This is a genomic window from Paraburkholderia sp. BR10936 (assembly GCF_040965735.1).
GTDB classification, from domain to species: Bacteria; Pseudomonadota; Gammaproteobacteria; order Burkholderiales; family Burkholderiaceae; genus Paraburkholderia; species Paraburkholderia nodosa_A.
In genome coordinates, this window is record NZ_JBFRCM010000007.1 from 224,260 (window position 1) to 249,987 (window position 25,728).

19 protein-coding genes and 3 pseudogenes are annotated in these 25,728 nt (G+C 64.5%); 11 read left to right on the forward strand and 11 right to left on the reverse strand.

Features of this window, described 5'->3' with window-relative positions:
• Window positions 1–224: 224 nt before the first annotated feature.
• The 3 genes from AB4Y36_RS17505 to AB4Y36_RS17515 form a co-directional block, all read right to left on the reverse strand.
• Window positions 225–1,340 (reverse strand): succinylglutamate desuccinylase/aspartoacylase family protein, encoded by a 1,116-nt coding sequence (locus AB4Y36_RS17505; protein ID WP_368683680.1) that lies wholly within the window; start codon window positions 1,338–1,340, stop codon window positions 225–227.
• A 94-nt stretch (window positions 1,341–1,434) separates the two neighbouring features.
• On the reverse strand, window positions 1,435–2,211 hold the full coding sequence (locus AB4Y36_RS17510) for an ABC transporter substrate-binding protein (RefSeq protein WP_342948306.1): 777 nt from the start codon (window positions 2,209–2,211) through the stop codon (window positions 1,435–1,437).
• 375 nt (window positions 2,212–2,586) lie between these two features.
• Window positions 2,587–2,883, reverse strand: coding sequence for a hypothetical protein (locus AB4Y36_RS17515; protein WP_069262339.1), 297 nt, complete (start codon window positions 2,881–2,883; stop codon window positions 2,587–2,589).
• 297 nt (window positions 2,884–3,180) lie between these two features.
• Here AB4Y36_RS17515 and AB4Y36_RS17520 point away from each other — a divergent pair, with 297 nt between their 5' ends.
• Window positions 3,181–5,184 carry an enterotoxin gene (locus AB4Y36_RS17520; RefSeq protein ID WP_368683681.1) on the forward strand — a complete coding sequence of 668 codons (2,004 nt, stop codon included), beginning with the start codon at window positions 3,181–3,183 and terminating at the stop codon, window positions 5,182–5,184.
• On the opposite strand, the gene AB4Y36_RS17525 is transcribed toward AB4Y36_RS17520, so the two are convergent.
• Window positions 5,099–6,910, reverse strand: a complete 1,812-nt coding sequence (locus AB4Y36_RS17525) for a beta-galactosidase (RefSeq protein ID WP_368683682.1) — start codon at window positions 6,908–6,910, stop codon at window positions 5,099–5,101. The two genes, AB4Y36_RS17520 and AB4Y36_RS17525, sit on opposite strands and share 86 nt — an antisense overlap.
• A gap of 156 nt (window positions 6,911–7,066) precedes the next feature.
• On the opposite strand from AB4Y36_RS17525, the gene AB4Y36_RS17530 reads away from it, so the two are divergent.
• Window positions 7,067–7,585 (forward strand): DUF308 domain-containing protein, encoded by a 519-nt coding sequence (locus tag AB4Y36_RS17530; RefSeq protein ID WP_254318469.1) that lies wholly within the window; start codon window positions 7,067–7,069, stop codon window positions 7,583–7,585.
• Window positions 7,586–7,716: 131 nt separating this feature from the next.
• The gene (locus tag AB4Y36_RS17535) at window positions 7,717–8,097 is read left to right on the forward strand and encodes an SHOCT domain-containing protein (RefSeq protein ID WP_069262336.1); all 381 of its coding nucleotides are present in this window, start codon (window positions 7,717–7,719) and stop codon (window positions 8,095–8,097) included.
• Window positions 8,098–8,182: 85 nt separating this feature from the next.
• Here AB4Y36_RS17535 and AB4Y36_RS17540 read toward each other — a convergent pair whose 3' ends face one another.
• Entirely contained in the window at window positions 8,183–8,512 is a 330-nt protein-coding gene (locus AB4Y36_RS17540) for an RcnB family protein (RefSeq protein ID WP_069262335.1), read from the reverse strand.
• A gap of 24 nt (window positions 8,513–8,536) precedes the next feature.
• Here AB4Y36_RS17540 and AB4Y36_RS17545 point away from each other — a divergent pair, with 24 nt between their 5' ends.
• The 4 genes from AB4Y36_RS17545 to AB4Y36_RS17560 all read left to right on the forward strand — a co-directional run bounded on the left by AB4Y36_RS17545 (window position 8,537) and on the right by AB4Y36_RS17560 (window position 14,793).
• The gene (locus AB4Y36_RS17545) at window positions 8,537–8,668 is read left to right on the forward strand and encodes a hypothetical protein (protein ID WP_256094503.1); all 132 of its coding nucleotides are present in this window, start codon (window positions 8,537–8,539) and stop codon (window positions 8,666–8,668) included.
• A gap of 295 nt (window positions 8,669–8,963) precedes the next feature.
• Window positions 8,964–10,124 (forward strand): efflux RND transporter periplasmic adaptor subunit, encoded by a 1,161-nt coding sequence (locus AB4Y36_RS17550; protein WP_368683683.1) that lies wholly within the window; start codon window positions 8,964–8,966, stop codon window positions 10,122–10,124.
• A 12-nt stretch (window positions 10,125–10,136) separates the two neighbouring features.
• Complete coding sequence (locus AB4Y36_RS17555) at window positions 10,137–13,325, forward strand: multidrug efflux RND transporter permease subunit (RefSeq protein ID WP_368683684.1); 3,189 nt, start codon at window positions 10,137–10,139, stop codon at window positions 13,323–13,325.
• Window positions 13,318–14,793, forward strand: coding sequence for an efflux transporter outer membrane subunit (locus AB4Y36_RS17560; protein WP_368683685.1), 1,476 nt, complete (start codon window positions 13,318–13,320; stop codon window positions 14,791–14,793). The genes AB4Y36_RS17555 and AB4Y36_RS17560 overlap by 8 nt, the downstream gene beginning before the upstream one ends.
• A gap of 9 nt (window positions 14,794–14,802) precedes the next feature.
• On the opposite strand, the pseudogene AB4Y36_RS17565 reads toward AB4Y36_RS17560, so the two are convergent.
• Window positions 14,803–15,009: pseudogene (locus AB4Y36_RS17565) on the reverse strand (diguanylate cyclase); the annotation flags it as partial.
• A 197-nt stretch (window positions 15,010–15,206) separates the two neighbouring features.
• On the reverse strand, window positions 15,207–17,954 hold the full coding sequence (locus tag AB4Y36_RS17570; RefSeq protein ID WP_368683686.1) for a putative bifunctional diguanylate cyclase/phosphodiesterase: 2,748 nt from the start codon (window positions 17,952–17,954) through the stop codon (window positions 15,207–15,209).
• A 382-nt stretch (window positions 17,955–18,336) separates the two neighbouring features.
• Between AB4Y36_RS17570 and AB4Y36_RS17575 the strand changes: the two genes are divergently transcribed.
• The 3 genes and pseudogenes from AB4Y36_RS17575 (at window position 18,337) to AB4Y36_RS17585 (ending at window position 21,438) form a co-directional block, all read left to right on the forward strand.
• Window positions 18,337–20,058: a dihydroxyacetone kinase family protein gene (locus AB4Y36_RS17575; protein WP_368683687.1), complete on the forward strand. Its 1,722-nt coding sequence runs from the start codon at window positions 18,337–18,339 to the stop codon at window positions 20,056–20,058.
• A gap of 145 nt (window positions 20,059–20,203) precedes the next feature.
• A pseudogene (locus tag AB4Y36_RS17580) lies at window positions 20,204–20,407 on the forward strand (alkene reductase); the annotation flags it as partial.
• Window positions 20,408–20,448: 41 nt separating this feature from the next.
• Window positions 20,449–21,438 (forward strand): zinc-dependent alcohol dehydrogenase family protein, encoded by a 990-nt coding sequence (locus tag AB4Y36_RS17585; RefSeq protein WP_368604694.1) that lies wholly within the window; start codon window positions 20,449–20,451, stop codon window positions 21,436–21,438.
• A gap of 37 nt (window positions 21,439–21,475) precedes the next feature.
• Here AB4Y36_RS17585 and AB4Y36_RS17590 read toward each other — a convergent pair.
• Window positions 21,476–22,076 (reverse strand): annotated as a pseudogene (locus AB4Y36_RS17590) (metallophosphoesterase); the annotation flags it as partial.
• Window positions 22,077–22,086: 10 nt separating this feature from the next.
• Here AB4Y36_RS17590 and AB4Y36_RS17595 point away from each other — a divergent pair.
• Complete coding sequence (locus AB4Y36_RS17595) at window positions 22,087–22,245, forward strand: SDR family oxidoreductase (RefSeq protein WP_368683688.1); 159 nt, start codon at window positions 22,087–22,089, stop codon at window positions 22,243–22,245.
• Between the two features lie 20 nt (window positions 22,246–22,265).
• Here AB4Y36_RS17595 and AB4Y36_RS17600 read toward each other — a convergent pair whose 3' ends face one another.
• The 3 genes from AB4Y36_RS17600 to AB4Y36_RS17610 all read right to left on the reverse strand — a co-directional run bounded on the left by AB4Y36_RS17600 (window position 22,266) and on the right by AB4Y36_RS17610 (window position 25,642).
• Window positions 22,266–22,580, reverse strand: coding sequence for a high-potential iron-sulfur protein (locus AB4Y36_RS17600; protein ID WP_069262325.1), 315 nt, complete (start codon window positions 22,578–22,580; stop codon window positions 22,266–22,268).
• A 19-nt stretch (window positions 22,581–22,599) separates the two neighbouring features.
• Window positions 22,600–23,820, reverse strand: coding sequence for a c-type cytochrome (locus AB4Y36_RS17605; protein ID WP_368617383.1), 1,221 nt, complete (start codon window positions 23,818–23,820; stop codon window positions 22,600–22,602).
• 94 nt (window positions 23,821–23,914) lie between these two features.
• The gene (locus AB4Y36_RS17610) at window positions 23,915–25,642 is read right to left on the reverse strand and encodes a methanol/ethanol family PQQ-dependent dehydrogenase (protein WP_368683689.1); all 1,728 of its coding nucleotides are present in this window, start codon (window positions 25,640–25,642) and stop codon (window positions 23,915–23,917) included.
• Between the last annotated feature and the right edge of the window lie 86 nt (window positions 25,643–25,728).

Genomic DNA, 25,728 nt, shown 5'->3' on the forward strand with positions numbered 1-25,728 from the left:
CAACTCAGCGCGCATAGGTAAAGAATCGAAAGCAAGTGTAAATCGCGCTTGCTCCCGCCCTCACTGCGCCGCAGCGGCAGGCATCGTCCTGTGCGGCGTGCCTGCCGGCCCGCTGTTACGCCCCGTCACATATCGTTTCGTTTCCAAACGAACCGGGCCGCACAACGTGTCCGTTATCGGGCATGACCCCACATCGTTTCGGGCGATTTGCCCGGTTTCATCGCCTAGCCAGGCAGCAGGGAGCCGCTGCGCAGCGGCGTGGCGCCCGCCACCCACGCCACTTCCATCCCCGCCGTGGCGAAGCGCGTGCGTTGGCGTGCGTACAGCATGCCGGTCACGGAGCTCGTGATCGTGACGACGTGATCGGTCAGCGGATCGACCACATCGGCAATCGGCTGACCCGGTTCGACCCTCACGCCAACCGGCGTGCGGAACACGAGCACGCCGGAGGCCGGCGCAATGAGCGTTTCGGCGCCCGCGAACGGCGTGGCCGCGTATTCGAGCGCAGGCAGCGGCGCGGGCGTGCCCTCGATCACACCGCGATGCGTGAGGTAGTTGACGATGGCGTTCGCGTCGCGTTCGGCGAAGTCGTAGCTCACGTCTGCCTGGCCGCGCAACTCGATCGTCACGGACACCGCACCGTTGGGAATCGGAAAGCGTTCGCCGTAGCGCTCGCGCAGCGCGGACCAGCAGAAGCTGTGAATCTCGTCGAAGGGATTGCCGTCCGAATTGAGCGCGAAGAGCGACGCCTTCGCTTCGAGATAGCGCGCGAGCGGCTCGACATCGGCCCACAGGTCGGGGTTCGTGTAGAGATGCATCGCACCTTCGAAGTCGCAATGCAGGTCGAGCACGACATCGGCGTCGTACGACAGGCGCTGAAGCGCAAGACGCTGCGAGCCGAGTTCCGTGGTGGGCGTCTGTTCGTCGAGCGCCTCGCGCATCGCAGCGCGCACGACGGCCACGTTCTGCTGTGCGTCGCCGCTCAGGCGAGAGCCGACACGCGGGAGCACGAGTTCGGCGAGATCGTGGAAGTGGCGGTTGAAGTTGGCCGCGGTGCCGCTTTCGAAACGCCCGAGCAACTGACCGAGCAGGCGCTGATTGAGGCCGATAGGATTGGGCACGGGCACGACGACGACCTCGCCGCGCAGCTTGCCTGCGGCTTCGAGCGCGGCGAGGCGTTGGCGCAGGGCCCAGGCGACGAGCATGCCCGGCAGTTCGTCGGCGTGCAGCGACGACTGGATGTAGATCTTCTGTGCGCCGGTGGGGCCGTAGTGGAAGCTCGTAAGGTGCCGCGCGGTGCCGAGCGCCGGCGAAATGAGCGGATGGGTCTGGATCTGCATGATGGCGTGAGGACGGAAGTTGCGGGCGGCGGAAAGGGCAAAAGGCGCGGGAGTGTCCCGCGCCTTCGTCGCTAATCGTGTGCTCCGGTCAGACTCAGGAACCGTACACGTCGAATGCGAAGTAGCGCGATTCGATCTTCTTGTACGTGCCGTCCTTGAGCATGTCCGCGAGTGCCTTGTCGATCTTTGCCTTCAGGTCGGCGTCGTCCTTGCGCAGGCCGATGGCGGCGCCGTTGCCGAGAATGCCGCTGGGATCGCTCAGTTCGCCGTTCGTGAACGCGAAGCCTGCGCCGCGCGGGGTCTTCAGGAAGCTCAGGTCGGCTTGCACGGCGTCTTGCAGCGCGGCGTCGAGGCGGCCCGAGAGCAGGTCCGCATAGACCTGGTCCTGATCCTGGTAAGGCACGATCTTCACACCGTTCGGCGCCCAATTGGCTTTTGCGTAGGCTTCCTGGGTCGTGCCCTGTTCGACGCCGACCGTCTTGCCCTTCAACGAATCCGCCGTGGGCTGGAGGCTCGAGCCCTTCTTCGCGACGAGACGGCTAGGCGTGTGGAAGACTTTTGAGGAGAACGCGATTTGCGCTTCGCGCTGCGGCGTCATCGACATCGAGGAGAGGACGGCGTCGAACTTCTTCGCCTTGAGCGCCGGAATCATGCCGTCGAATTCGCTTTCCACCCACACGCACTTCGCGTTGATGCGTTTGCAGATTTCGTTGCCGACGTCGATGTCGAAGCCGACCAGCTTGCCGTCCGTGCTCTTCGATTCGAACGGGGGATAACTTGCGTCCACGCCAAAGCGGACGGTGGTCCAGTCCTTCGCACAGACCGAGGTGGCGACGGCGAGCATCGCAATGCACAGGGCAAACTTCTTCATTGACGTGGAGTCTCCAATATGGCTTTCGACGCCGCCATGACGGATGGCGGCATGGTCAACAGCGGGCTGTCACGTCAGCCGTGTTGTATAGACAAGATAACGGCTCTCACATATTGAGACAACTAGGGTTTTTGCTGGCGGAAGGTGTAAACGTGCTGACACGTGCGCGGTGCACGTGGGAAAGGACGGCGGCAGGCGGATTGGAGCGTGCGTTGTAAGTGCTTATTGGCTAGACAACTTTGATGGGCCTAGCCTGGCATGGCCGAACAGGACTGCTGTCGCAGGGAGGGAGCGACGGACTTTGCACACGTAGGGAGAGGCAGGCGCGCGCATGAGGTTGCGCGCGCAACGAACAAGAGCTGGCGGGCGCGCCGATCAATCGTCGTCGCCGTGGTGATGTTCCCAGCCACGATGACGGCCGTGGTCGTGCCAGTGGTGTTCGCCTTCGTCGTGGTCGTAGCGGTAGTAGCCGTAGGCCGGGGCCGGTTCGTAAACCGCAGCGGGCGGTGCCGCATACACGACGGGCGGCGGTGCCTCGTACACCGGCTCGGGCGCGGCATAGACCGGACCGGGAACGCCGAGATAGACACCGATATCGGCATGGGCGGATGCCGCTGTGCTGACACACGTCCCTGCGAGTCCTGCGAGAAGATAAAACGTCAGGCGATTCATGATGATCTCTATTCCAGTCAACGGACGCGGTTGCGATGGAAGCGGATTCTAGTCGCTGGGCTTACGAACGGGATGCGCAGATTTGTCAATCGTGTAACCGCTGGTAAGGCCGCGCGAAAAAATCGCGAGCTTAAGGTTCTCATAAGGTAGTTGCGCGGATCTGAATGTCCGGTTGTGTGGGGCCGCCGCTTTGGGGCCATTACACGGTTGTGCCTTTGCCATTACCCTATAGAGGTTGCTCGCGTCCGGGACAGGTTGCCCATGTGCACCGACGATCGAACTGCTACGCAAGCCTCCATGCCTGAATTCCGGACGCAGGGCGATGTCTGCTCGTTCGGGAATCAAGCCGTTGCATTGCGCTGGACACTCGAGGACGAACACCTCACTCGCTTCTCGCTCGTCGATTGCGCAAGAGCATGCGAGCTGCCGATCGTCGCGCCGTTCACGCTGACGTTCGCAGATGGCACCACGCTCGGTCTGGCCGGATTGCGGGTGCTTGCACCGGTACGGGAAGACGCGCTCGCGGCCAACCCGCACGCATCGCGCCTGGCCGAACGCGTTGAGGGCCAGCGCGTGAGCATCACGCTGGGCGACGCCCAGGGGCGTCTCGCGATTCAATGGAGCGTAGAGCAGCGCGACGGCGCGCGATATCTGCGCATGACGCTAAACGTGACGGCCCTGCGCCTGGACGAAGCCATTGGCGTCGTTTCATTGCTGCAGGCGCGCGCTGCCGCCGCGCAGACCGGCAGTGAACGCAAGGGCACGCCGGTCGTCGCGGGCAGCTTCTATCTGGGCTTCGAGTTGCCGCTTGCAACCAGCCACGTGGAGGCAGATAGCATCGCTTTTACGCTGCATCGCGCGTTGCCGCTGGAAAAGAACCGGACGCTGACTTACTCCGCCGTGGCCGGCGTGGCTCGCGACGGACAGTTGCGGCGTGATTTCTCCACATACCTCGAGCAGGAGCGCGCTCGCCCATATCAGCCGTTTCTGCACTACAACAGCTGGTGGGATATCGGTTATCTCACGCCTTATACGCAGGAGCAGGCGCTGGAGCGTATCGACGCAATCGGCCACGAGTTACATACCGCGCGCGGCGTGCAGATCGATTCGTTTCTTTTCGACGATGGCTGGGACGACCTTGGCGGCGGCTGGCATTTCAGCCAGGCGTTTCCTCATGGCTTTGCGCCGCTGCGCGACGCGGCGGCGCGCTATGGCGGCGCGCCCGGCGTTTGGCTGTCTCCCTGGGGCGGCTATTGCGCGCCGAAGGACGAACGCGTCACGCACGGCCGCGCCACGGGCTATGAGATCATCGATAATGGCTTTGCGTTATCGGGGCCTCGCTATTACGAGCGCTTTCACGAAGTCGTGATGAGCCTGCTCGCGAGAGACGGCGTGAACCAGTTCAAGTTCGACGGCACGGGCAACGCGGACCGTGTATTTCCAGGCAGCCTTTTCGATAGCGACTGGGACGCGGCAATCCAGCTCATCGGCGACATTCGCGCGGCGAAACCGGCAACCTTCATCAATCTCTCGACCGGCACGCATCCCTCGCCGTTCTGGCTGCGCTACGTCGACGCGATCTGGCGCGGTGGTAGTGACGACGGTCAGGCGGGCAGCGGCACGAACCGCGAGCGCTGGATCACGTATCGCGACGCGCAGACGTACCGCAACGTCGTGCTGCGCAGCCCGCTCTTTCCGCTCAATTCCCTGATGCTGCACGGCATTGTGCTGGCACAGTGCAATCCGCGCCTGAATGCGCCGGCAGGCGACGCATTCGCGCACGAGGTGCGGTCCTTCTTCGCGAGCGGTACGCAATTGCAGGAGCTATACATCACGCCTTCGCTGCTGGGCGAAGACGACTGGAACGTGCTCGCGCAAGCGGCCCGGTGGGCGCGCGCGAACAGCGATGTATTGCGCGACAGCCACTGGATCGGCGGCGCGCCCGACGAAGCGGCCATCTACGGCTGGGCCGCGTGGGCGCCGCACAAGGCATTCGTCACACTGCGCAATCCGCACGATCAGGCGCAGCGCTTTGCACTGGCGCTGCGGCATCAACTGGAATTGCCGGCCGAGGCGGCAGGACGATTTCATGTGCGGAATCTCTGGCATTCAGGCAAGAGCAGCATTCCCGCAATACTGGACGCGGACGTGCCGTGCGAAATCCAGCTCGCGCCATGCGAAGTGCTCACGCTGGAACTGCTGCCGACCGCTGGGGCTAATACAACGCATTCGCCAGATGCACCGGCTTCGCTTCGATCTGGTGCAGGTCGAAGATCAGCACCTCGTTCTCGCCTTGCGTGAGCCACGGCGCGGGGCAAAACAGGCGCTGTTGCGGGCCGATACTCCAGTAGCGTCCGAGATTGTGCCCATTGACCCAGACCACGCCCTTGGCCCAGTGGCTCATATCGAGCCAGGTGTCGCCGATTTCATCGAGAACCAGGCGCGCCTTGAAAAAGAGCCCGGGTTTCAGCGGATTCGTGCAGCGTGCCTGCAACCCGGCGACGTACGCCTCATCCATCGGTAGCAAAAAGACTTCCCATTCCTCGAGCGATGAAACGGACCCGTCGGCGTATTGCATTTTCACGGGCTCCAGCAGGCCTTTGCGGTCGACGATTGCAGGCCCGAAGTTGACGCGGCCCATGGCCTCTACCAGGATCTCCAACGCGCCGGACGCGGCGGCGGGCAATGCGAGCGGCGCGCGATGCGTCACGCGTAGCCGCTGTGAATAGTCGTGCGGAATCCGCGCACGCGAGACGCCGCCCGCGTAGCGCTCGCCGACGAAGACCGTTGCATAGTCGTGAACGCCGCTGATATCCAGCGCGTCAGCAGGTTGCGAACGCAACGTTTTTCGATACAGCATGAAGCCGAATGTCTGGCCGTAGTGCTCGAACGGCAACGGAGCGACACTTGGCAAGGGCGCGGGGAGGTTGTCCCAGATCGAGGCATAGAGGGTGGGCGTCAGGGTGTGGCCCGCGACCGTGGGTATGGCGTCCGGGATCTCCGGCAACGGCTCGGCCAGGTAACGGGCGATGATGTCGCGATACTTCAGGAATTTCGCGGTGGCGGCCCCTTGCTCGTTAATTGGCGCGCCATAGTCGTAGCTCGTGATATCGGGTTGATAGTTGCCCGACTCGTCCATATTCGCGCCGGCATAAAAGCCAAAACTCGTGCCGCCATGAATGACATAGAGGTTGAACGACAATTGCGACTGCATGAATGCACTCAAGATGGCGGAAAGATCGTAATGAAGTCCCGCGAATTCAGGCTCGCCCCAATGCGTCAGCCAGCCCGGGTAGACCTCGCCCGCCATCGCGGGAACGGCAGGAAACGCGCGTCGCACCGTGGCGATTTGCGCCGCGTTGCCGTTGCTCAATGCAATGGCGCCGCCCGTCACCGTCGTGCGATTGCGTTCGAGTTGCGCGAGGCCGTCCTCGGTGTAGAAGGGCCCCGTTACGCCGCCCCGTAGCCAGAGCTGCCTCAGTTCTTCGAGGTAAGCGGGATTACTTGCGTACGAACCGAATTCATTCTCTATCTGGATCATCAGGATCGGCCCGCCTGCATCGATCATCAACGGTTTGATGCGGGGAACCAGTTCGCCGATGTAGCGCGCAACCGCAGCCATGTAACGGGCATCGCTGGCGGAGTCGGTGCGAAGCTGGATGTCCGGTTCGCTCAGCAGGTAAGCGGGAAGGCCTCCCAGGTCCCATTCTGCGCAAACGTAGGGGCCCGGACGCAGCAGCACCCACAGCGCTTCTTGCTGACACAGACGGATAAAGGCTTCGAGATCGCGGTTGCCGCTTTCGAAGTCGAACACGCCCCTGCGCGTCTCGTGGTAGTTCCACATGATGTACAGCGCAATGCAGTTCATGCCCATCGCTTTGGCCATGCGAATGCGATGCAGCCAGTACTCGCGTGGTATGCGCGCGGGATGCATCTCGCCGCTGCGAATCTGCAAGGGTTCGCCGTCGAGCAGGAAGTGCTCGCCGTTGGGACTGAACGAGAAGGTGTGGCTGCGTTCGAGGCTCACGGTGCAATCGCGCCCTTGTATTTGCACACTCACGCACTATACTTCGACGGCTGATAGTAGAACGCTTAATTTCGCTTAAGCCTATAATTCGGCAAGAATACGCGCAAGTCAGATATGCCGAGCTATGTAACCGTATTGACGCAGTTACATTCGAATATGAAAAAGCGTGCTATTTTTCCGATTGCCAGTTCAACGCTTCTCGTCGCGGCGGGAATTTTCTGCATCGTCTTGTCACTCTCGACAAGGTCCCTGATCGGAACGCTTTTCATCGCAAGGATGCTGCTGTTCTGCGGCTTCGTGCATGCCTTGAATCTGTTCACGACGAAGGACTGGAAACTCGCTATCAGGCGCATTCCGCCGGTCATCGTGCCCATACTCATCGGCATTCTCATTCTGGTCAATGACAGCGCACGGGCTCGCGGGCTTACCGTGATGCTGATGATCTTTTTCGTGCTCGACGGCTTCTTCAAGATCATTGCTTCCGTCGGGCAGGACGTGAAGATCAACAACATCGGCATTGTCAGTGCGGCGCTGTCTTTCCTGCTCGCCATTTTTCTGGCCGCCAATTTCCCGAGCGTGCCGTTGCCCTTGCTCGGATTGTTCCTCGGGCTGGATCTCATTTCCATGGCCGTGGTGCCGTTTGGCGGCCGGGAGCGCAGGCGCGACCTGATCTGACCTGACGAAAGCGCAGTCGGCGGCCGCGTCACGGCCGCGCATCACGTTTCGCGCGCACACGGTATCGCCATGGATGCCCGTGTCAGTGTGCGGTTGCCGTTTTACACACGCAAAACCGACGGAGGCGATTCATGATCTTCGCAAATGGCTTTACGTTTTCGAACTTTATTATCGATACGTTTTCGATATTCATGTTCATTCTGTGGTTCTGGCTGTTCATCACGATCACGAGCGACCTGTTCCGTCGAACCGATATATCGGGCTTCCTGAAGATCGTCTGGGTGATCTTTCTGATTGTTTTGCCCTATATCGGCATATTTGCCTATGTCCTCACGCAAGGCAGGGACATGGCGCATCGCAACCAGGAACGGGCGCAGAAGGCGCGCGAAGAACTGCGCCACATAGTGGGCTACAGTGTCGCGGACGAAATCGAGAAGCTCGACAAGCTGAAAACGACAGGCTCGATTACCGACGACGAGTACAAGCGCCTGCGCGCGCGGCTCGTCGAATGAGAAGGGCAGCAGGCATGGCAACCGTCCATGCCTGAATCATGCAGCAAGCACGGGCTACGGCAACGTAGCCCGTCGCGTCATCCGGTCATTCAGTACCCGAAACGATCTTCGAGATCCTCCAGTTGCTTCTCGTCACCAGCACGTAGTCGCCGTTCACGCCAAGCCATTGCTGGCCGCGCTTCGGTGCGTCCAGGTTATGCGACTTCCAGTCTTTCATCTGGTAGTTGTAATGCCGATACTTCGAGGGAACCTGTTGGCCCTCATGCCAGTCGCGATGCGGCATGGTCGGCATGACCTGCTGGCGACCTGTCCCCTGGCTTTGGTCTGCACCCGATGCTGCGTCTTGCGCCATTGCGGAAGAGGCAACACCGAGGAGGAGCGCAGCGATGACTGAGAGGACGAGTTGGCTTTTCATGATTCGATCTCCGGAGGCAAGAAGATGATTGACGTCACCATGACTATGGCTTCTTCGGTTATAGAACATCCCGAAATCCGTGATATCCAGTTGTGCGAACGTGCCCTTAAAAGCGTATGGGCAAAGGCTGGAAAACGAACGAATCTAGCGGTGTGAATAAGGGTGTGAAGCGTCTATCCATAGTAGTAAACGGAATTCCGACTTCAAGTAATTTACGAGTGGTTGATTTTGCGGCGGTTTTGCGTAATTCCTGTGAATGCATGAAAGCGCTGCTTGTTAGATAACGATCGAAACGTTATGCGTTTTTCGCGCGCTTGAGCATTCGCGAATTGCGCACATCGGGGGCTCTGATTTGCAGTTTGAGTGAACATCGCAATGATCCGGTCGGGTACGGCGCAATGAGCCATTCGGGGCGCGCGCGTACCGTCTCTATTTTTCGGTGGAGCCTCGCGTGCCAAACTGCGAACCCAGATCCTGCAGACCGTGGCTGATCGGTATTGCGGCAGTGTTGCTGCTCGCGGGCAACGGTTGCCGCGACAGGCAAGCTCAGAGCGGCGCGGCGCCACCGCCGCCGAGCGTGCTCGTCGTAACGGTTGCGGCGCAAACGATTCCCCGCGAGATCGAACTGCCGGGGCGGATCGAAGCGATCCGTTCGGCGGAAGTGCGCGCACGCGTGGACGGGATCGTCGAGCGGCGGCTCTTCGAGGAGGGCACCGACGTGCGCGCCGGGGCGCCGCTCTTTCTGATCGATTCGCGCGACTACGAGGCTGCATTGCAGCAGGCCCAGGCCGCGCTCAACCGGGCCCGGGCCGTGCAGGGCAATGCGGCCTCGGAGGTGGCGCGCTTCAAGCCGCTGGTGGCGCGCCAGGTCGTGAGCGCCCAGGAGTTCGAGGCCGCGACGGCCGCACTGCAGCAGGCCGACGCGAATGTTGCGGATGCACGCGCCGCGGTGACGCTCGCGCAGCTTCGCCTCGATCGATGCACGGTTCGCGCGCCGATAGCGGGCCGTGTGGGGCGCGCGCTCGTCACCGAAGGCGCGCTGGTCAGTGCTGCGGGCGCAACCTTGCTCACGCAGGTCAACCAGCTAACGCCGGTGAATGCCGTTTTTACGCAGTCGAATATTTCGTTGCTGGAAGTACGCAAACAGATCGCGTCAGGCACGCTCGCGGCGCCGGCCGCCCGCGCGCAAGTGTGGCTCACGCTCGGGAACGGCGACGACTATGGCGAGCCGGGCGTGCTCGACTTCACCGATCTCGTCGTCGATCCTTCCACCGGGACGCAGGTGCTGCGCGCGCGCTTCAGCAATGCATCGCGCATCTTGTTGCCGGGGCAGTTCGTGCGCGGGCGCGTCGTGATCGGGACGATACCGAACGGCCTCGTCGTCCCCGCGCGCGCCGTGCAGTTCGACAGCAACGGTGCGAACCTCTCGCTCGTCGCCGACGACGGCACCGTCGTGCGCCGCAATGTCGTGCTCGGCCCGCAGGAAGCGGGGCAATGGGTCGTGAAGGATGGGCTGGAGCCGGGTGAGCGCGTCATCGTCGACGGCTGGCAAAGGGTGCAGCCGGGGCAGCGCGTGGACGCCCATCCCTTCACCGCGCCGGCCCACTCCTGAGCGGCGCGCCTCATGAACCGATTCTTCGTCTACCGGCCAGTCTTCGCGTGGGTCGTTGCGCTCTTCGTCACGCTCTTCGGCGCCCTCGCGCTCATGCTGCTGCCGGTCGAGCAGTACCCCGACGTCGCGCCGCCCTCGCTCACGATATCGGCGGTCTATAGCGGTGCCGACGCGAACACGCTGGACCGCACGGTGACGTCGATCATCGAAGACGAGATGAACGGCGTCGAGAATTTCCTCTACATGTCGTCGCAGAGCCGCTCGAACGGCACGGCGCAGATCACCGTCACGCTCAGGCCCGGCACGAATCTCGACGTCGCGCTCTCGCAGGTCCAGGACCGCCTGAGCCGCGTGGAGCCCCGCCTGCCGCTGGAGGTGAGGCAGGTGGGCGTGAGCGTCACGAAGGCGTCGTCCGGCTTTCTGATGCTCATTGCGCTGCAGTCCGCCGATGGTTCGATCCCGGCTGTCGAGCTGGGCAACTTTGCGGCCAATAACATCGTCAACGAATTACGCCGCATTCCCGGCGTCGGCGATGCACAGCTGTTCGGTTCGTCGTATGCCATGCGGATATGGATCGATCCGGAAAAACTGAGCAGCTTCGGGATTTCGGCAATCGAAGTGATGACGGCCATCCAGGAGCAGAACAGCCAGACTGCGGGCGGCAGCCTCGGCGACCAGCCCATTGCGCCGGGCGCCGAACTCAATGCGCAGATCGTCATGCGCGGCCGCTTTTCTACGCCCGAGCAGTTCCGCGAGGTCATCGTGCGCTCGAACCCGGACGGCTCGACGGTGCGTGTGGGCGACGTCGCACGCGTGGAGCTGGGCAACGACAGCTATGGCTTTCGCTTTCGCGTGAACGGCAGGGAGTCCGCCGGGATCGCCATCCAGCTTGCGAGCGGAGCGAACGCGCTGGCCGTGGCGAGCGCCGTCCGGCAGCGTCTCACGCAATTGCAGCCGACTTTCCCGAAGGGCGTGGCATGGGTCGTGCCGTTCGACACGACGCCGTTCATCACGACCTCGCTGAGCGGCGTGCTGCGCACGATGGTCGAGGCGTTGCTGCTCGTGACGGTCATCGTGTTCCTCTTCCTGCAGAAATGGCGCGCGACGCTCATCCCCACGCTGGTCGTGCCGATCGCGCTGATCGGCACGTGTGTCGGTATTTATTTGTTCGGACTCTCCATCAATCTGCTTTCGCTGTTCGCCATGGTCGTGGCGATCGGTATTCTCAACGACGACGCGATCGTGGTGGTGGAAAGCGTCGAGCGCGTGATCCAGGAAGAGGGACTCGGTTCGCGGCGCGCGACCGTCAAGGCCGTCGGGCAGATTGCGGGCGCCGCCATTGCGAGCACACTCGTGCTCATTGCGGTGTTCGTTCCCATGGCGTTTTTTCCGGGCTCGACGGGCGCGATCTATCGCCAGTTCTCGGTCACGCTCACCGTTTCGATCTTTCTGTCGACCCTGCTCGCGCTGACGCTGGGCGTGGCCATGTCGGCAACGCTGCTGGGCAGCCGGACGAAGACCAGTGACGGCACAGGCAAGCCCGCCGCCACACACTGGCCGGCCCGCATGCAACAGCGCGTGTTCGATGCCTTCAATCACGGCATGGAAAACGCCACCGAGCGCTACGTGCTGGCCGTGCAGGCCATGCTGCGCAAGCCGGTGCGTTGGCTCCTCGTCTTCGTCGTGGTGTGCGCGGCGACCGGTTTCTTCTTCACCCAGTTGCCGCGCGGCTTCATTCCGGGCGAGGACCAGGGGCACATTTTCGTCGCGTACGCGGCGGCGCCCGGCGCGACGGCGCAGCGCACGCAACAGGTCGTCGATCAGGTCGAGGCCTTTCTCAGGCAGCAGCCGCAGGTGCGCAATATCGCATCCGTCACGGGATTCAGCTTCTTCGGCCAGGGACAGTCGGCGGCAATGTCGTTCGTCGACCTGAAGCCGTGGTCGGAGCGGCCGGGCGCGGCCAATTCTGCGGGGGCGCTGGTGGCGCGCGCGAACGCGGCGTTGCGCAATATTCCTCAAGCGCTCGTCTTCGCGCTCGATCCGCCGGCCATTCCCGCGCTCGGCAATGCGAGCGGCTTCACGATGAAGATACTCGACCGCAGCGGCGTGGGCGGCGCGGCGCTGCAGCAGGCGAGCGCGCGCATGCTGGCGGAGGCCGCGCGCAGTCCCTTGCTGGTGGGCGTGCGTCCCGACGGTTTGCCGCCCGCGCCACAGCTCTATGTCGATATCGACCGCGTGAAGGCGCGCGCGCTGGGGCTGCAGATCGGTCAGGTGAACAGCGCGCTCGCGCTCGCATTCGGTTCGAACTACGTGAACGATTTCGTCTACGAGGGGAACGTGCTGCGCGTGCTCATGCAAGCCGACGCCGACCAGCGCATGAGGCCCGAGGATATCGGCGCGCTGCGGCTGCGCAACAACGTGGGGGAGTTGGTGCCGTTCTCGGCGTTCACGAGCGTGCACTGGAGCGCGGGACCGCAGCAGGTCGAACGCTACAACGGCTTTCCCTCGGCCACGATCTCCGGGCAGGCGGCGCCGGGCCGTTCGAGCGGCGCGGCACTCGCGGAGATGGAGCGCATTGCTGACCACGTGCTTACCGGCAGCCTGACCTACGAATGGACCGGCACGGCGTTCGAGGAACAGCAGGCGGCCGGGCAGATCGGTGCGCTGCTGCTGCTTTCCCTCGTCGTGGTGTTCCTGCTGCTCGCCGCGCTCTACGAGAGCTGGGCGATTCCCGTTGCCGTGCTGCTCATCATTCCGCTGGGCGTGCTGGGCGCGGTTCTCTTCACCATGGCGCGGCGTTTTTCCGCAGACATCTACTTCAATATCGGTCTCGTGACCATCATCGGGCTCGCGGCGAAAAACGCCATTCTGATCGTGGAGTTCGCGATCAAGGAGGAGGCCGGTGGCAGCGATACGGTGAGCGCAGCCGTGAACGGTGCGCGTCAGCGCTTGCGGCCGATCCTGATGACGAGCGTGACCTTCGTGCTCGGCATGCTGCCGCTCGTGCTCGCCACGGGCGCGGGCGCGGCGGGCAGGCAGGCGGTGGGCACGGGCATCATGGGCAGCATGCTCACGGCCACGCTGTTCGGTATCTTCTTCACGCCCGTGTTCTATGTGGTCGCGCGCCGATGGTTGAGCCGCAAACGGACGCGCGACGATGACGAAGCAGACGCGCGGCCCGCGGGAGCGCACGATGCTTAAGACTGCCAGGTGGACGGCGATCACCGCGTGCCTGACGCTCGGGTCGTGCAACTTCGCGCCTCGCTACCAGCAGCCCGATTTGCCGGTTGCGCAAAGCTATGAGAGTGCGGATATCGCCGCGCCGGGCGGCGAGCGGCTCGCCTCGGAGCTGACGTGGGAGACCTTCTTTCGCGACCCGGCGCTCAGGCAGCTGATCGCCATGGCGCTTGCGCATAATCGCGATCTGGCGGCATCGGTTGCGCGCATCGGGCAGGCTCAGGCGCTTTATCGCGTGCAGCGCTCCGCGCAGTTTCCACAAGTGGCCGTGGGCGCGGACGCAACCCGCACCAAAACCCCGCTCAACTCCATCGAGCCCGAGCTGCCCAACAACAACACGTCGATTCACGTCAACCAGTACAGCGTGCAGGTGGCCGTCACGTCGTTCGAACTCGACTTCTGGGGGCGCGTGGCCAACCAGAGCGAGTCGGCGCGGCGAAACTATCTGGCGACGGTGGAGGCGAACGAAGCGTTTCGCCTCTCGCTCATCAGCAATGTGGCCGCGACGTACTACGCGATCCTTTCTGGCAACGAGGGCATCGACCTCGCGCAGCACACGCTGCAAACGCGCCAGTATGCGCTGGAGGTCGCGCGGCTGCGCCTCGAAGCGGGCGCGACCTCGCTCGTGGACTACGAGCAGGCGCGCATTCTCGTTACGCAGGCACAGACGCAGCTTGCCGAGCTGCAAAGAACGACAGGCCAGCAGCGCGATCAGTTGGCGGTCCTGATCGGCGGTCCCTTGCCGGATGCGGCGGACATGACGCAACGCCACGCGCTGGCCGACGCGGACCAGTTCGGCACGCTCGACGCGGGCCTGCCTTCTTCGCTGCTGGCGCTGCGCCCCGATATTCGCGCGGCCGAGCAGTCGCTGCGAGCCGCCGACGCCGATATCGGCGCCGCGCGTGCGGACTATTTTCCGCGTGTTTCGCTCACGGGCAATTTCGGCTATGTGTCCCCCGAGTTGAGCGACCTGTTCGTGCCCGGCAAGCAGGCATGGCTCATCTCCGGGTTCGTCGCGCTGCCGATCTTCGACGCGGGGCGCCGCAGCGCGCAAGTGCGCCTCTCTGAAGCGCGTCAGACCGAACTCGTGGCGAACTACCAGAAAGCCGTTCAGGTGGCGTTCCGCGAAGTCTCCGACGCGCTGATCGCGCGCCAGCGCCTGCAGGAGCAAATCGCGGCACAGGAGCGCGCGGTGGCCTCCGAGTCGCGCCTGGCGGAGGCCGCGGAACTGCGCTACGAGAACGGCATTTCCATCTACCTGGAAGTGGTCGATGCGAAGCGCAGCCTGTTCGCGGCGCAACAGCAACTGATCCAGCTACGCGCTGCGGCGCTGCAAAACGGCGCTTCGCTCTATGTGGCGCTGGGAGGCGGGCAGGACGCGCGCCCGGCCGAGCACGCAGGCGCCGCTTCCGGTAGTGTCGTCACCCCGTAGCCGCGCGGGTCAAGCGCCACACATGGCGACGCGGTTGCGGCCGCGCGCTTTCGCATTGTACAGCGCCTGATCCGCCGCCTGGATGACCTGCGTGACATCGACATCCCGATCCGGCGACCAGCTTGCGTAGCCGATGCTTGCTGTGACGCGCCCGTACTCGCTGCCCGCATGCTCGATCGCGAGTTCGCTGATCGCATGGCGGATTTTCTCGGCGATCGCGCTCGTAAAGCTCGAGGTTGCGCTCGATGTCGCGTTCGGCGATGAGCGCAACGTTGCGCGAGTTCTCCCGGGCGCGCTCCAGGGCGTCGTGGCGGCTCTCGTAGAGCACCGTCGCACAGAGCGACGCCATGATGAAGGCGACCGCGAGGCTGCCATAGAAAATCGCGCGCGGCCCGGTGAGCCATCTGAGCAGGTTAGCGCTGGTGAACGCCGGCCGCATGGCTCCCTTCCAGGTAAGACTGCGCGCTCGCTGCGTCCACAGGGCGAGAGAACCAGTAGCCCTGTGCCTCGTTACAGCCGTTCTCGATCAGGAATTCCAGTTGCCGCAGCGTTTCCACGCCCTCCGCCACCACGCGCATGCCGAGCGTATGGCCGAGCGCGAGCACAGCCTTCACGATGACCTCGTCCGCGCGCGAGTGGCCAATGCCCTTCACGAACGACATGTCGAGCTTGAGGCGATCGGGCATGAAGCTGCGAATATAGCCGAGGCTCGAATAGCCCGAGCCGAAGTCGTCGATGGCGACCGAGAGCCCCAACTCGCGAAGGGCACGCAGCGTGGCGAGCGAACGGGGCGCCATGAGCACGCCTTCGGTGATTTCCAGCTCGATATTGCGCGGGCTCACGCCGGTACGCGCCAGCGTTTGCGCCATCATCGCGGGCAAGTCAGCACGCACGAACTGGACCGGCGAAACGTTGACCGAAACCACGATGTCCGGGTGCTCGCGCGCCCACTCGCGGGCCTGGCGGCAGGCCTCCTCGAACACGAACTCGCCGATCTGCACGATCAGGCCGTTTTCCTCGGCGAGCGGCACGAACAGCGCCGGGCTCACCTGGCCGCGCTCTGCGTCGTGCCAGCGAACGAGCGCCTCGAAACCCATCGTCTCGCCTGTCCTCGGGTTGACTCTCGGCTGCCACGCAACGGCAAACGCGCGCGACGCCACGGCCAGCCGCAACGCCTGCGCGAGGCTCGCCCGCTCCAGGTTCTGCATGGCGATGGCCATGTCGAATACCTGCATGCTGCCGGGTCCCATCGACTTGGCGCGGTACATGGCGGAGTCCGCGTACTTGAGCAGCGAGTCGGGATCGCTCGAATGATCGGGGAACACGGCGAGGCCGACACAGGCGAGCGGCACGATGACCTTGTTGCCGATCAGCAGGCCATGTGTCAAGGATTCCTGCATGCTTGCCGCTGCGGCGACGAAGTGATCGACGCTGCCCCGGCCGTACAGCACGGCGACGAACTCGTCGCCCGCATAGCGGGAAACCATTTCGCCCTGGGCGATATTGGCGGAAAGGCGGCGCGCGACTTCGCACAATACCTCGTCGCCCGCGGTATGGCCGAGCGAGTCGTTGATCTCCTTGAAGTTGTCGAGGTCGATGAACACCAGCGCGAACTTCTGCTGCGCGTCGAGCGCCGTGCGGACCAGTTCGCGCAATCGCGCCTTGAGGCCGAGCCGGTTCGGCAGATGCGTGAGCGAGTCCTCGTTGGCCTGCAGGCGCAACTGCTCCTGATAGCGGATGCGCTCGGAAACGTCGTTGAACACGGTCACGCAGTGCGTGGGGCGATTGCGCTCGTCGAGCACCGGCGCGACATGCAGCTCGATCCAATAGGGCGAGCCGTCGGGCCGGCAGCATTTGAGCAGACCCTCGCCTTCGCGCTCCGATTGCATGGCAGTGCGAACGATATTGGCATCGGCGCACGCTTTATCGCAATCGAGCATGTCCCAGTGCCCGGCGCCATTCGCTGTAGCCACGGCGCGGCCGGTGATGCGCTCGAACGCCGCGTTGGCGTACGTAATGATGCTTTCGCCATCGACCTTTTGCGAAATGATCACAGCGTTTCTCGAAGCCTCCAGCGCCCGGCTGCGAATGCGCAAATGCTCTCTCGCCTGTTCGTGCGCGGTGACGTCGTGCGCAGTGATGAAACACGCGTCCTGACCCGCATAGTCCAGCAGATGCCAGGCGATATCGACGTGGATCACTTCTCCGTCGATGCGCACGTGCCGGCGCACGCCGCCTGCTCCGCTTTGCGCTCCGGAATTGACGTAGCCGTGCAGATCGCGGCGGAACGCACCGGTTTCGGCCTGCAGGCGGAGTTGCTCGACCGACATGGCCCTGAGTTGTTGAAGGCTCGCGCCGTATTGGCGCTGGGCCGCGGCGTTGGCGGTGAGGATCGCGTAGGAGCGCACATCGAAAATGAGCATCGCAACCGGATGCTGCTCGAAGTACTCGCGAAAGCGCCGCTCGGCCTCGAGCGCGACGATCTTCGCGGCGCTGCGGGAAAGCGCGGCGCGGTGGCTCGTAAACAACGTGAAGAGCAACAGCAATGCGCCGGCTGTCGCCGTGCCGATCAGCGAGATCTTTTGCCGCGCGAGCTGCGCCTGCGCGCTGAACTGCACGACCTTGATCTGCTCGCGCTGCTCGGAGCGCAGCTCGGTGAGCAGCGACATGATGGAGCTGAGCGTTTCGTTCGCGCGCTGCATCAGGGCGGGGTCGAGCCTCGCGCCCGCGTCTGCGAGCGCGATATTGCGCGCGGCCGCGTCGAGCTGCTCGGGCCAGATGGCGCTCAACTGCCGCAACTCGCGGATCGTGCGCTCGTTGCGCGGCGCGCCGGCAAAGTCGTGCTCGAGCCGGTCGTAAGTACCGGCCACGACTGCGGCCCGCTTGATCGGCCACGCGCGCGACGTATAGCCCGCCGTGCCCACGCCTTTGAGGAAGTCCGTATTCGCCGCGATGTGCAGCGTGAGCAGGGCTTCGAGTTCCGACGTGGTGTTCAGTTCCTGGCGAAGCCGCGAGTCGGCCGTGCCGCGCGACAGGTTCGCGCTCAGTATCGCGCCGATTGCCACGCAGACGATCAGCGCCACGGCCAGCGCTACGGCGACGCCCTTGCCGGGCGCGCGGGACGGGGCCTGTGGAGGGGTTCCGGATAGTTCTACGTTCATCGCCACGCAACGCGATTCGGCACATCGCCACTCGCGCCGCGTTGCTCGGCCGGAGTGGGCAGGTTACTGGTGAATGCACCGGCATCAGCGCGGGAGGCGGGCAGAGGGGCCATGTGTTCCAGGCATGCAGACCGCGAAGGCACGGCAAGTCCGTGATCGGTCGATACTGTCTGAATAACGGGTATTCCGCGTGCCTCTTTGATGGGTGTTTTTACCTAGAGGCCTGGATGCTGGCGCTACGTGTGGGGCAGGCATCCGGAACGCATTCGATGCCCGTGCTTCAATACGTTCATTGGCGTGAAGGGAGCGCGCACCGTCCCGTCGTTTTGCCCCTCGCTTCTGCCCCTGGTTTTTGCCCCGGTTACTCGTTCAAGGGACTCTCATGAAGAAACTCGTCAACGATCCGTCGTCAGTGGTGCACGAAATGCTCGAGGGCATTGCGCGTACTGCGCCGCATGTCGCCGTGCTCGGCAACGAAAACGTGCTCGTTCGCAACCCACTGCCCAGCCCGGCCGAGCGCAACGTCGCCGTGATTTCGGGTGGCGGCAGCGGCCACGAGCCCGCGCATGGCGGTTACGTCGGACAAGGCATGCTCACCGCCGCCGTGTGCGGCGAAGTGTTCACGTCGCCCTCCACCGACGCCGTGCTGGCCGCAATTCGCGCGAGCGCGGGTCCGAACGGCGCGCTGCTCATCGTGAAGAACTACACGGGGGACCGGCTCAATTTCGGCCTCGCGGCCGAACTGGCGCGAGCCGAGGGTATTCCGGTCGAAATCGTCATCGTGGCCGACGACGTGTCGCTGCGCGGGCATACGGAGCGCAATCAGCGGCGCGGCATTGCGGGGACGGTGCTCGTGCACAAGATCGCGGGCGCGGCGGCGGCGCGGGGCGACGCGCTGGGCCTCGTGGCCGCGATTGCGCGCGGCGTGGCCGAGAATCTCGGCACGATGGGCGTGGCGCTCGATGGCTGCACGCTGCCCGGCGCTCAGCAAGCCGGCTTTCGCCTCGCCGACGACGAGATCGAACTCGGCATGGGCATCCACGGCGAGAAAGGCGTGGAGCGCACGGTGCCGATGGCGGCGGGCGAATTGACGGAAACGCTGCTCGCCAACATCGTCGAAGACCTGGCGTTGAAAGGCGGCGAGCGCGTGGCGCTGCTCGTGAACGGACTGGGCGCGACACCGGCGATGGAGCTGGCGATCATCATGCGCGATGCATTCGAGAGCCTGAATCGCCGCCACGTGACCGTCGAGCGGGCATGGACCGGCACGTTTCTCTCGGCGCTCGACATGCCGGGCTGTTCGATCTCCGTGCTGCGGCTCGACGATGCGAAGCTGGCGCTGCTCGACGCCGCCACCGAAGCGCGCGCGTGGCCCGGCGTCGGCACGGTCAACCGGCGAATCCGCATCGAGCCGGCGTTTTCGGCAGCCGATGCGGGCGCCGAGTCGGGCGCGACGCCTGCGGACGCGGCGAGCGTTGCATGGGCGCAGCGTCTGAAGCCGGCGCTCGATGCCGTTGCGCACGCATTGATCGAGAACGAAGCGATTTTTACGGACCTCGATTCCCGAGCCGGCGACGGCGATCTGGGCGCGAGCATGCAGCGCGCCGCGCAGGCCATGCTCGCCCTAACGCCGGGCGCGCTCGGCTCGCCGGGCAGCGCGCTCGCCGCGCTCGGCACGGCATTGCGCCGCGCGATAGCGGGCAGTTCCGGGCCGTTCTACGCGACGGCGCTGCTGCGCGCCTCGCGCACGCTCGGCGCGAAGGCGCAGCCCGCCGCGCGGGATTGGGCGGCCGCCATGCGCGGCGCGGCTGAGGCGATCAGCGAACTGGGCGGCGCGAAACCCGGCGACCGCACGATGCTCGATGCGCTCGTACCCGCCGTCGATGCGTTGGAAAGCGCCTTGAAGTCGGCGCGCCCCGTGGGCGAGGCGTGGGCGCAGGCGGTGAGCGCCGCGGAGTCCGGTGCGAAAAGCACGGCGCAAATGACGCCGCGCGCGGGCCGGGCAAGCTATCTCGGCGCGCGGGCGATCGGGACGCCCGATGGCGGGGCGGTGGTGGTGGCGTGCTGGCTCAAGGCGCTGCAGCCGCATATCGGCGCGGCGTGAGGCTCGGCAGCGGCCCAGCGCGTGGCTCAGAGCACTTCGAAGATGCTGTAGCGCGGGCCGCCCGGAACGGACGGCACGATGCGGACGCGGCGCAACGAGCATTGCGCCGCCGTGCGCCCGCCGATTGTCCAGCAGACGGCGTCGCGCCGAAGCGATCGTGGCGTCGGGCGACGCGGATCTCGTGGCGTTTGGCAGGCATTTCTCGTCAAACGCGAACTTGCCGTATCGTCTGAAGCACAAACTGCCGCTTACGCCCTATGTGCGCGCAGCATTCCGGGGCAGCGACGAAAAGCATGACCCGGATTTCCCGATTCATCAGTCGAACTCGCAGGCCGCGGTGAGCCTGTGATGCGCCCATTACGTCCTCATCAATCGAAGCAGGAGTCAGTCATGTCACGCACAGTCAGGTTTGCACAAGCAGGTGGCCCGGAAGTACTGCAATTCGTGGACGAACCGGTACGCGCCCCCGGCCAGGGCGAAGTTCGCATCGACGTGAAAGCCATTGGTCTGAATCGCGCGGAATCGATGTGGCGCGCCGACCAGTACATCGAACCCGTGCGCTTTCCGGCAGGACTCGGGTACGAAGCGGCCGGCATCGTCGACGCCGTGGGCGAGGGAGTAGTCGGCATCGCACCGGGAGACAAGGTCAACGTGATCCCGTCGTTTTCGATGAATCAGTACTTCACATATGGAGAAAGCATCGTCGTGCCGGACTATGCAGTCGTCAGGCATCCTGAATCGCTTTCGTTCGCTGAGGCCGCGTCGGTGTGGATGATGTTCGTCACCGCATACGGCGCGTTGATCGAAGATGCGAAGGTGGGCGCCGGCGATTACGTCGTCGTGCCGGCCGCGTCGAGCAGCGTCGGACTCGCGGCGATCCAGATCGCGAACTACGCCGGTGCGACGTCGATCGCAGTCACGCGTCACGCCGCCAAGAAACAGCCGTTGCTCGACGCAGGCGCGGCGCACGTGGTCGTGACCGACGAGACGGATCTGCTGGACGAAATCATGCGCATCACCGGCGGCAAGGGGGCGCGTGTCGTTTTCGATCCGGTCGGTGGCCCGAACTTCGCGAAGCTGATCTCGGCGCTGTCTTTCCAGGGGATCGCGTATCTCTACGGCGCGCTCGATGAACGTGCCACGACGCTGCCCGTGCTGGAGATGATCGCGAAGGTCGTGAGCGTGAAGGCCCACAACATCTGGCTCACCAGCGGCGACGCAGAGCGCCGCAAGGCCGCGGTGGAATACGTGCTAAAGGGACTCGAAAGCGGCGCGCTCAAGCCCGTCATCGATCGCACGTTCACGTTCGACCAGATTGTGGATGCACACCGCTACCTCGAAACCAATGGGCAGTTCGGCAAGATCGTGGTGACGGTGTAGTCTGCCGATGCGCGGCGCCCAGCATCGGCAAAAACGATCAGCAATAACCGGTGCGAAGCGCCGCTGCCCAGTCGGGCCGGCCATTGGCGGCCGCACGTTCGGCCGCCGCGTGCCAGTCGTACTCCACGGCGCGAAACTCCACGTCCCAGCCGCGCGCGGTACGGGTGACGCTCGCGTAGCGCGCATGCGGCGTCCCCGTTTCCATACGATGCGCAAACGGATGCGTGTCTTCGTATGCGGGCAGGCCGACGCTGCCCGGGTTTACGATGAGGCGGCCGTCGGCCAGCTGCATCGTGCGCGCGAGATGCGTATGGCCGCACAAGATCAACGCCGCATCGACTTCGGCCGCGCGGCGTCTGACCTCGCTATGCGTGGCCGTTCGGCATCCGCTGGCCGTGACGGTTTCGAGGAAACAGGAGAGGTCGTCCTGCGGCGTGCCGTGCACGAGCAGCACGTCGCTTTCGAGCCATAGCGTGGCAGGCAATGCGCCGACCCATTCCAGCTGTGCTTCGCTCAGCACGCCGCGCAAAGCGGTCCGATGGCCCCATGCGAGTGCCATCCGCGCCAAGCAGCTGTCTTTCGTGGTTGCCGCGTATCGTGGGCAACCCAAGCTGCATCAACCGGTCCGCCGTTTGCGCGATCACCGACATGACCGCCGAGCACATCGAGGTAATTAAACCGCTCATTCCGCTCAAGCGCGCGGCGGACCCGGACGAGATTGCCGGGCTCGTTGCGTGGCTCGCGCGCAAGGAGTCCGGCCATATGACGGGGTCGAGCCTCACCATCGACGGCGGCATGGCGCTGTGAGCGCGCGTGGTGGCGGGCACTCAGGCCCGTGGGGCGTAGACGTTGCACCAGCCGTCGGCGGCCACTGCCTTGCCCGGGAACATCGGGCACGCGCCCGAGGCGTCGGCCGCCGCGCCCGCATAGAAGCGGCAACTCGCGCAGCGCTGCCCCGCTGCGTACTTCGGAAACTTGCCTGCGTCGACGCTACTGGCTTTGGCGCGGTAGCCCAGCGACTTCGCGGTGGTGTCGTTCTCGTCGACGAGGGCGGGGCCCGCGAGTGCGCGCCCGGCCGTGGCGAGCGCGGCGCAAAGACCGGCGGTGTGAAGGATGAAGGTTCTGCGATTGCGGGAGATCATGCTGGTTTCCTGAGTTGCGTTAGTGGCGCGGTCCGGCGTTGAGCGGCGTGGTCGACAATTGCGCGGCTTCGGAAGTGAGCTTCGCATCGCCCGTGTCATAGCCGTTCGTGTAGAGCAGGAAGGCCATCAAATCGGCGTACTCCTGATCGGTCATCTTGCCCGGGCGGTCGGCCGGCATGTTGGTCGACATGTACTGATAGATGCCGCCGATGGTCAAATGCGAATTCGCAGCCGGGGCGAAGGCCGGGCCGCTCAGCGCGGGCGCTGTAATGCCCTCGAGTTGCGCGCCGTGGCATTTCGCACAGGATTCCGAATAAAGATGCTGGCCGTGCTCGACCTGTTCGTGATCGAATGCGGGCGCGTTGCCGCCAGTCGTTGCAGCGACCTTGATGATGGCGCCTGGGCCGTGCATGGCGCTGCGCCCATACGAGGCTTTCGTGCTTTCGAGCGATGGCGCACTCGAATGCGCCTCGCTCGCGGCGCTATCCGGCAGCGTCCAGCCGCGCGTGAGTGCGGCGAGACGGCCGTCTTCGTTCATGCGTGCAAGGGCGTCGTCGATGCGCGATTGCAGCGCACGCATGCCGGCCCCGGAAGCGAACACGAGATGCCAGTCGGCATACGGCGAGGCCGTCGCCGCGACCGCGAATTGATGTTGCGGATGCGCGCGCTGGTAAGCCACGACGGCCGGATACCAGACGATCGCGCGCTGCGCGCGCCCTTTCGCGACCGCGTCGACGGTCAGTTCGGAGGTGTTCTCCAGGTCGAAGCGCGCGTTCTTCTCCTGCACGGCGATGAGTTGCGACGGGCTCGACCAGGTCGCCGCGACCGTTTCCTTGCCGTCGGCAGCGGGCGTGGCGGCGCGCGGGTGGCGTAGCGTGACGCTGACATAGCCCGAGCGCAAGTAGCCTTGCGAGAAAATCATCTGCGAACCCGACGCATCGGCGACGCTCGAGCGCGGGAAGCCCGCAACGAGATCGCAGTCGCGGCCCAGCGCGCTGGCGAGTTCGTGCGCCGAGATGCCGTCGTCGCCGCCATCGTCGTCGATGCCGTGGGTGACGAACGTCGCAACCACGCCAGCGGTTTTCAGCACGGCGCGCGCGACGGCCTGGTCGAGCGCGGCCGTGGGGCTGCCCGGCAACGTGCAGACACGCACGGCGTTCGCCGCCGCATGGGCGCTGGTATGCGCGCCGCCTGCCGCGAGCGCGGCGGCCACGGCGAGCCAGGTGATCCGGATAGTCATGATCGTGTGTTCCAGTGAAGTCGGGGCCGCACGCAAGCGCGGTGGCTTGCGCACAAGCGTGCGGCGAAAGGCGAGAACGTCGTTCAGCCCAGGTTCAGCCCCGGTCCAGTGCGAACACGTAGAGCGTGCCGCCGCGCGGGACATCCTTTGCCACATCGGCCATCGGGCCGCCCCAAATCGGATTCGCGCCGCCGTAGCCCGCAAGCACGGCGACATACTCCTTGCCGTCGACTTCGAACACGGAAGGCTGCGCGATGATGCCGCTCGCGAGCTGCGGGCTTTCCCAGAGCACCCTGCCGGTCGCGACGTCGAACGCATAGAGATGGCCGTCGAGCGAGCCGCTGAACGCGAGACCGCTGGCTGTGGTCGCCACGCCGCCGTTCCAGGGCATCTTGCTCCAGTGGCCCCAGAGCTTCTTGCCGGTGTTCACGTCGATGGCCTGCAGCTCGCCATAGCCTTCGCTGCCCGGTTCAGGCTTGATTTCGAAGCCTTCGCCGAGATAGGGGAGACCTTCCATATAGCTCACCGACTTGCCCGAGAGGCTCATGCACGCGTGCAGCGAAGGCACCACGGCAATGTGCCGCTCCGGATCGTAGGACACCGACCACCAGTTCTTGCCGCCCAGAAAGCTCGGGCAGGTATCGATGGTCGTGCCGGCCTTCGGGTATTTCGACGGGTCCTGAATCGGCTTGCCGTCGTCCGTGTAGCCCGTGACCGAGCTCGCCTTCACGAATGGCTCCGCGTAGATCAGCTTGCCCGTTTGGCGGTCGATGGCGTGGAAGAAGCCGTTGCGGTCGGCGTGGATGATGGCGTCGTAATCCTTGCCCTTGTACTGGATGTTCGCGAGGATCGGCGTGTTGACGCCGTCATAGTCCCATGTGTCGTTGCTCGTGTACTGGTAATGCCATTTGAGCTTGCCGTTCTTCGGGTCGAGCGCGAGTAGTGAATCGGAGTACAGATTGTCTCCGGGGCGCAGCGCGGCGAGCCACGGGCCGGGGTTGCCCACGCCCCAGTACAGCGTGCGGCTCGCGGCGTCGTAGGTGCCGGTTAGCCACGCGGCGCCGCCGCCGTGCGCCTGCATGCCGTCGGGCCAGGTCTCCGCGCCTTTTTCGCCTGAGCCCGGAATGGTGTAGCGCTTCCACACGATCGCGCCGTCGTCGGGGTTCAGCGCGGCGATATAGCCGCGAATGCCGTATTCACCGCCCGAGGTGCCCACGACGATCGAGCCGTCGAGCGCAAGCGGCGCGAGCGAGAACGCGTAGCCGAGGCCCGGTTCGAACATCTGCTTCTTCCAGACCACGTCGCCGGTCTTCGCGTCGAGTGCGGCGATTTCGCCGCTCAGCATGGCGATATAGACGTTCTTGCCGTACAGCGCCACGCCGCGGTTCACCACGTCGCAGCACGCGGTCTTGAACGACTCCGCGCCGAGCTTCGGCTCGTATTTCCAGAGTTGCGTACCCGTCTTCGCATCGAAGGCGTAGACGTTGTCTTTCGGCGTACTGACGAAGAGATAGTTGCCGTTGACGATGGGCGTCGCCTCGAAACCCTGCTTCAGTTCGGCGGGGAACTGGTAGCTCCACGCCTGTTTGAGCTCGCCGACGTTCGACGCGTCGATCTGCTTGAGCGGCGAGTGCGACTGGCCGTTGTAGCTGCGGTAGTACGTGAGCCAGCCCGGGTCGCTTTGCGCGCGGGTCAGGCGGTCATAGGTCACGGGCGGATAGTCCGAGGCGGCATCCACTGGGCCCGCGTTCAAGGACATCGCCGCTGCGATGGCCATGGCGCAGGTCGCAAGCCGGCTTGCCGCAGCCGAGCGTCTCTTCATCTTCGTCTCCTGAATATTTGTCGATGCACGGCCGGGAAGCGGTCAGGCTGGATGTGCGGGGGATGGGGCCGGTCCGGGTGCGCTGC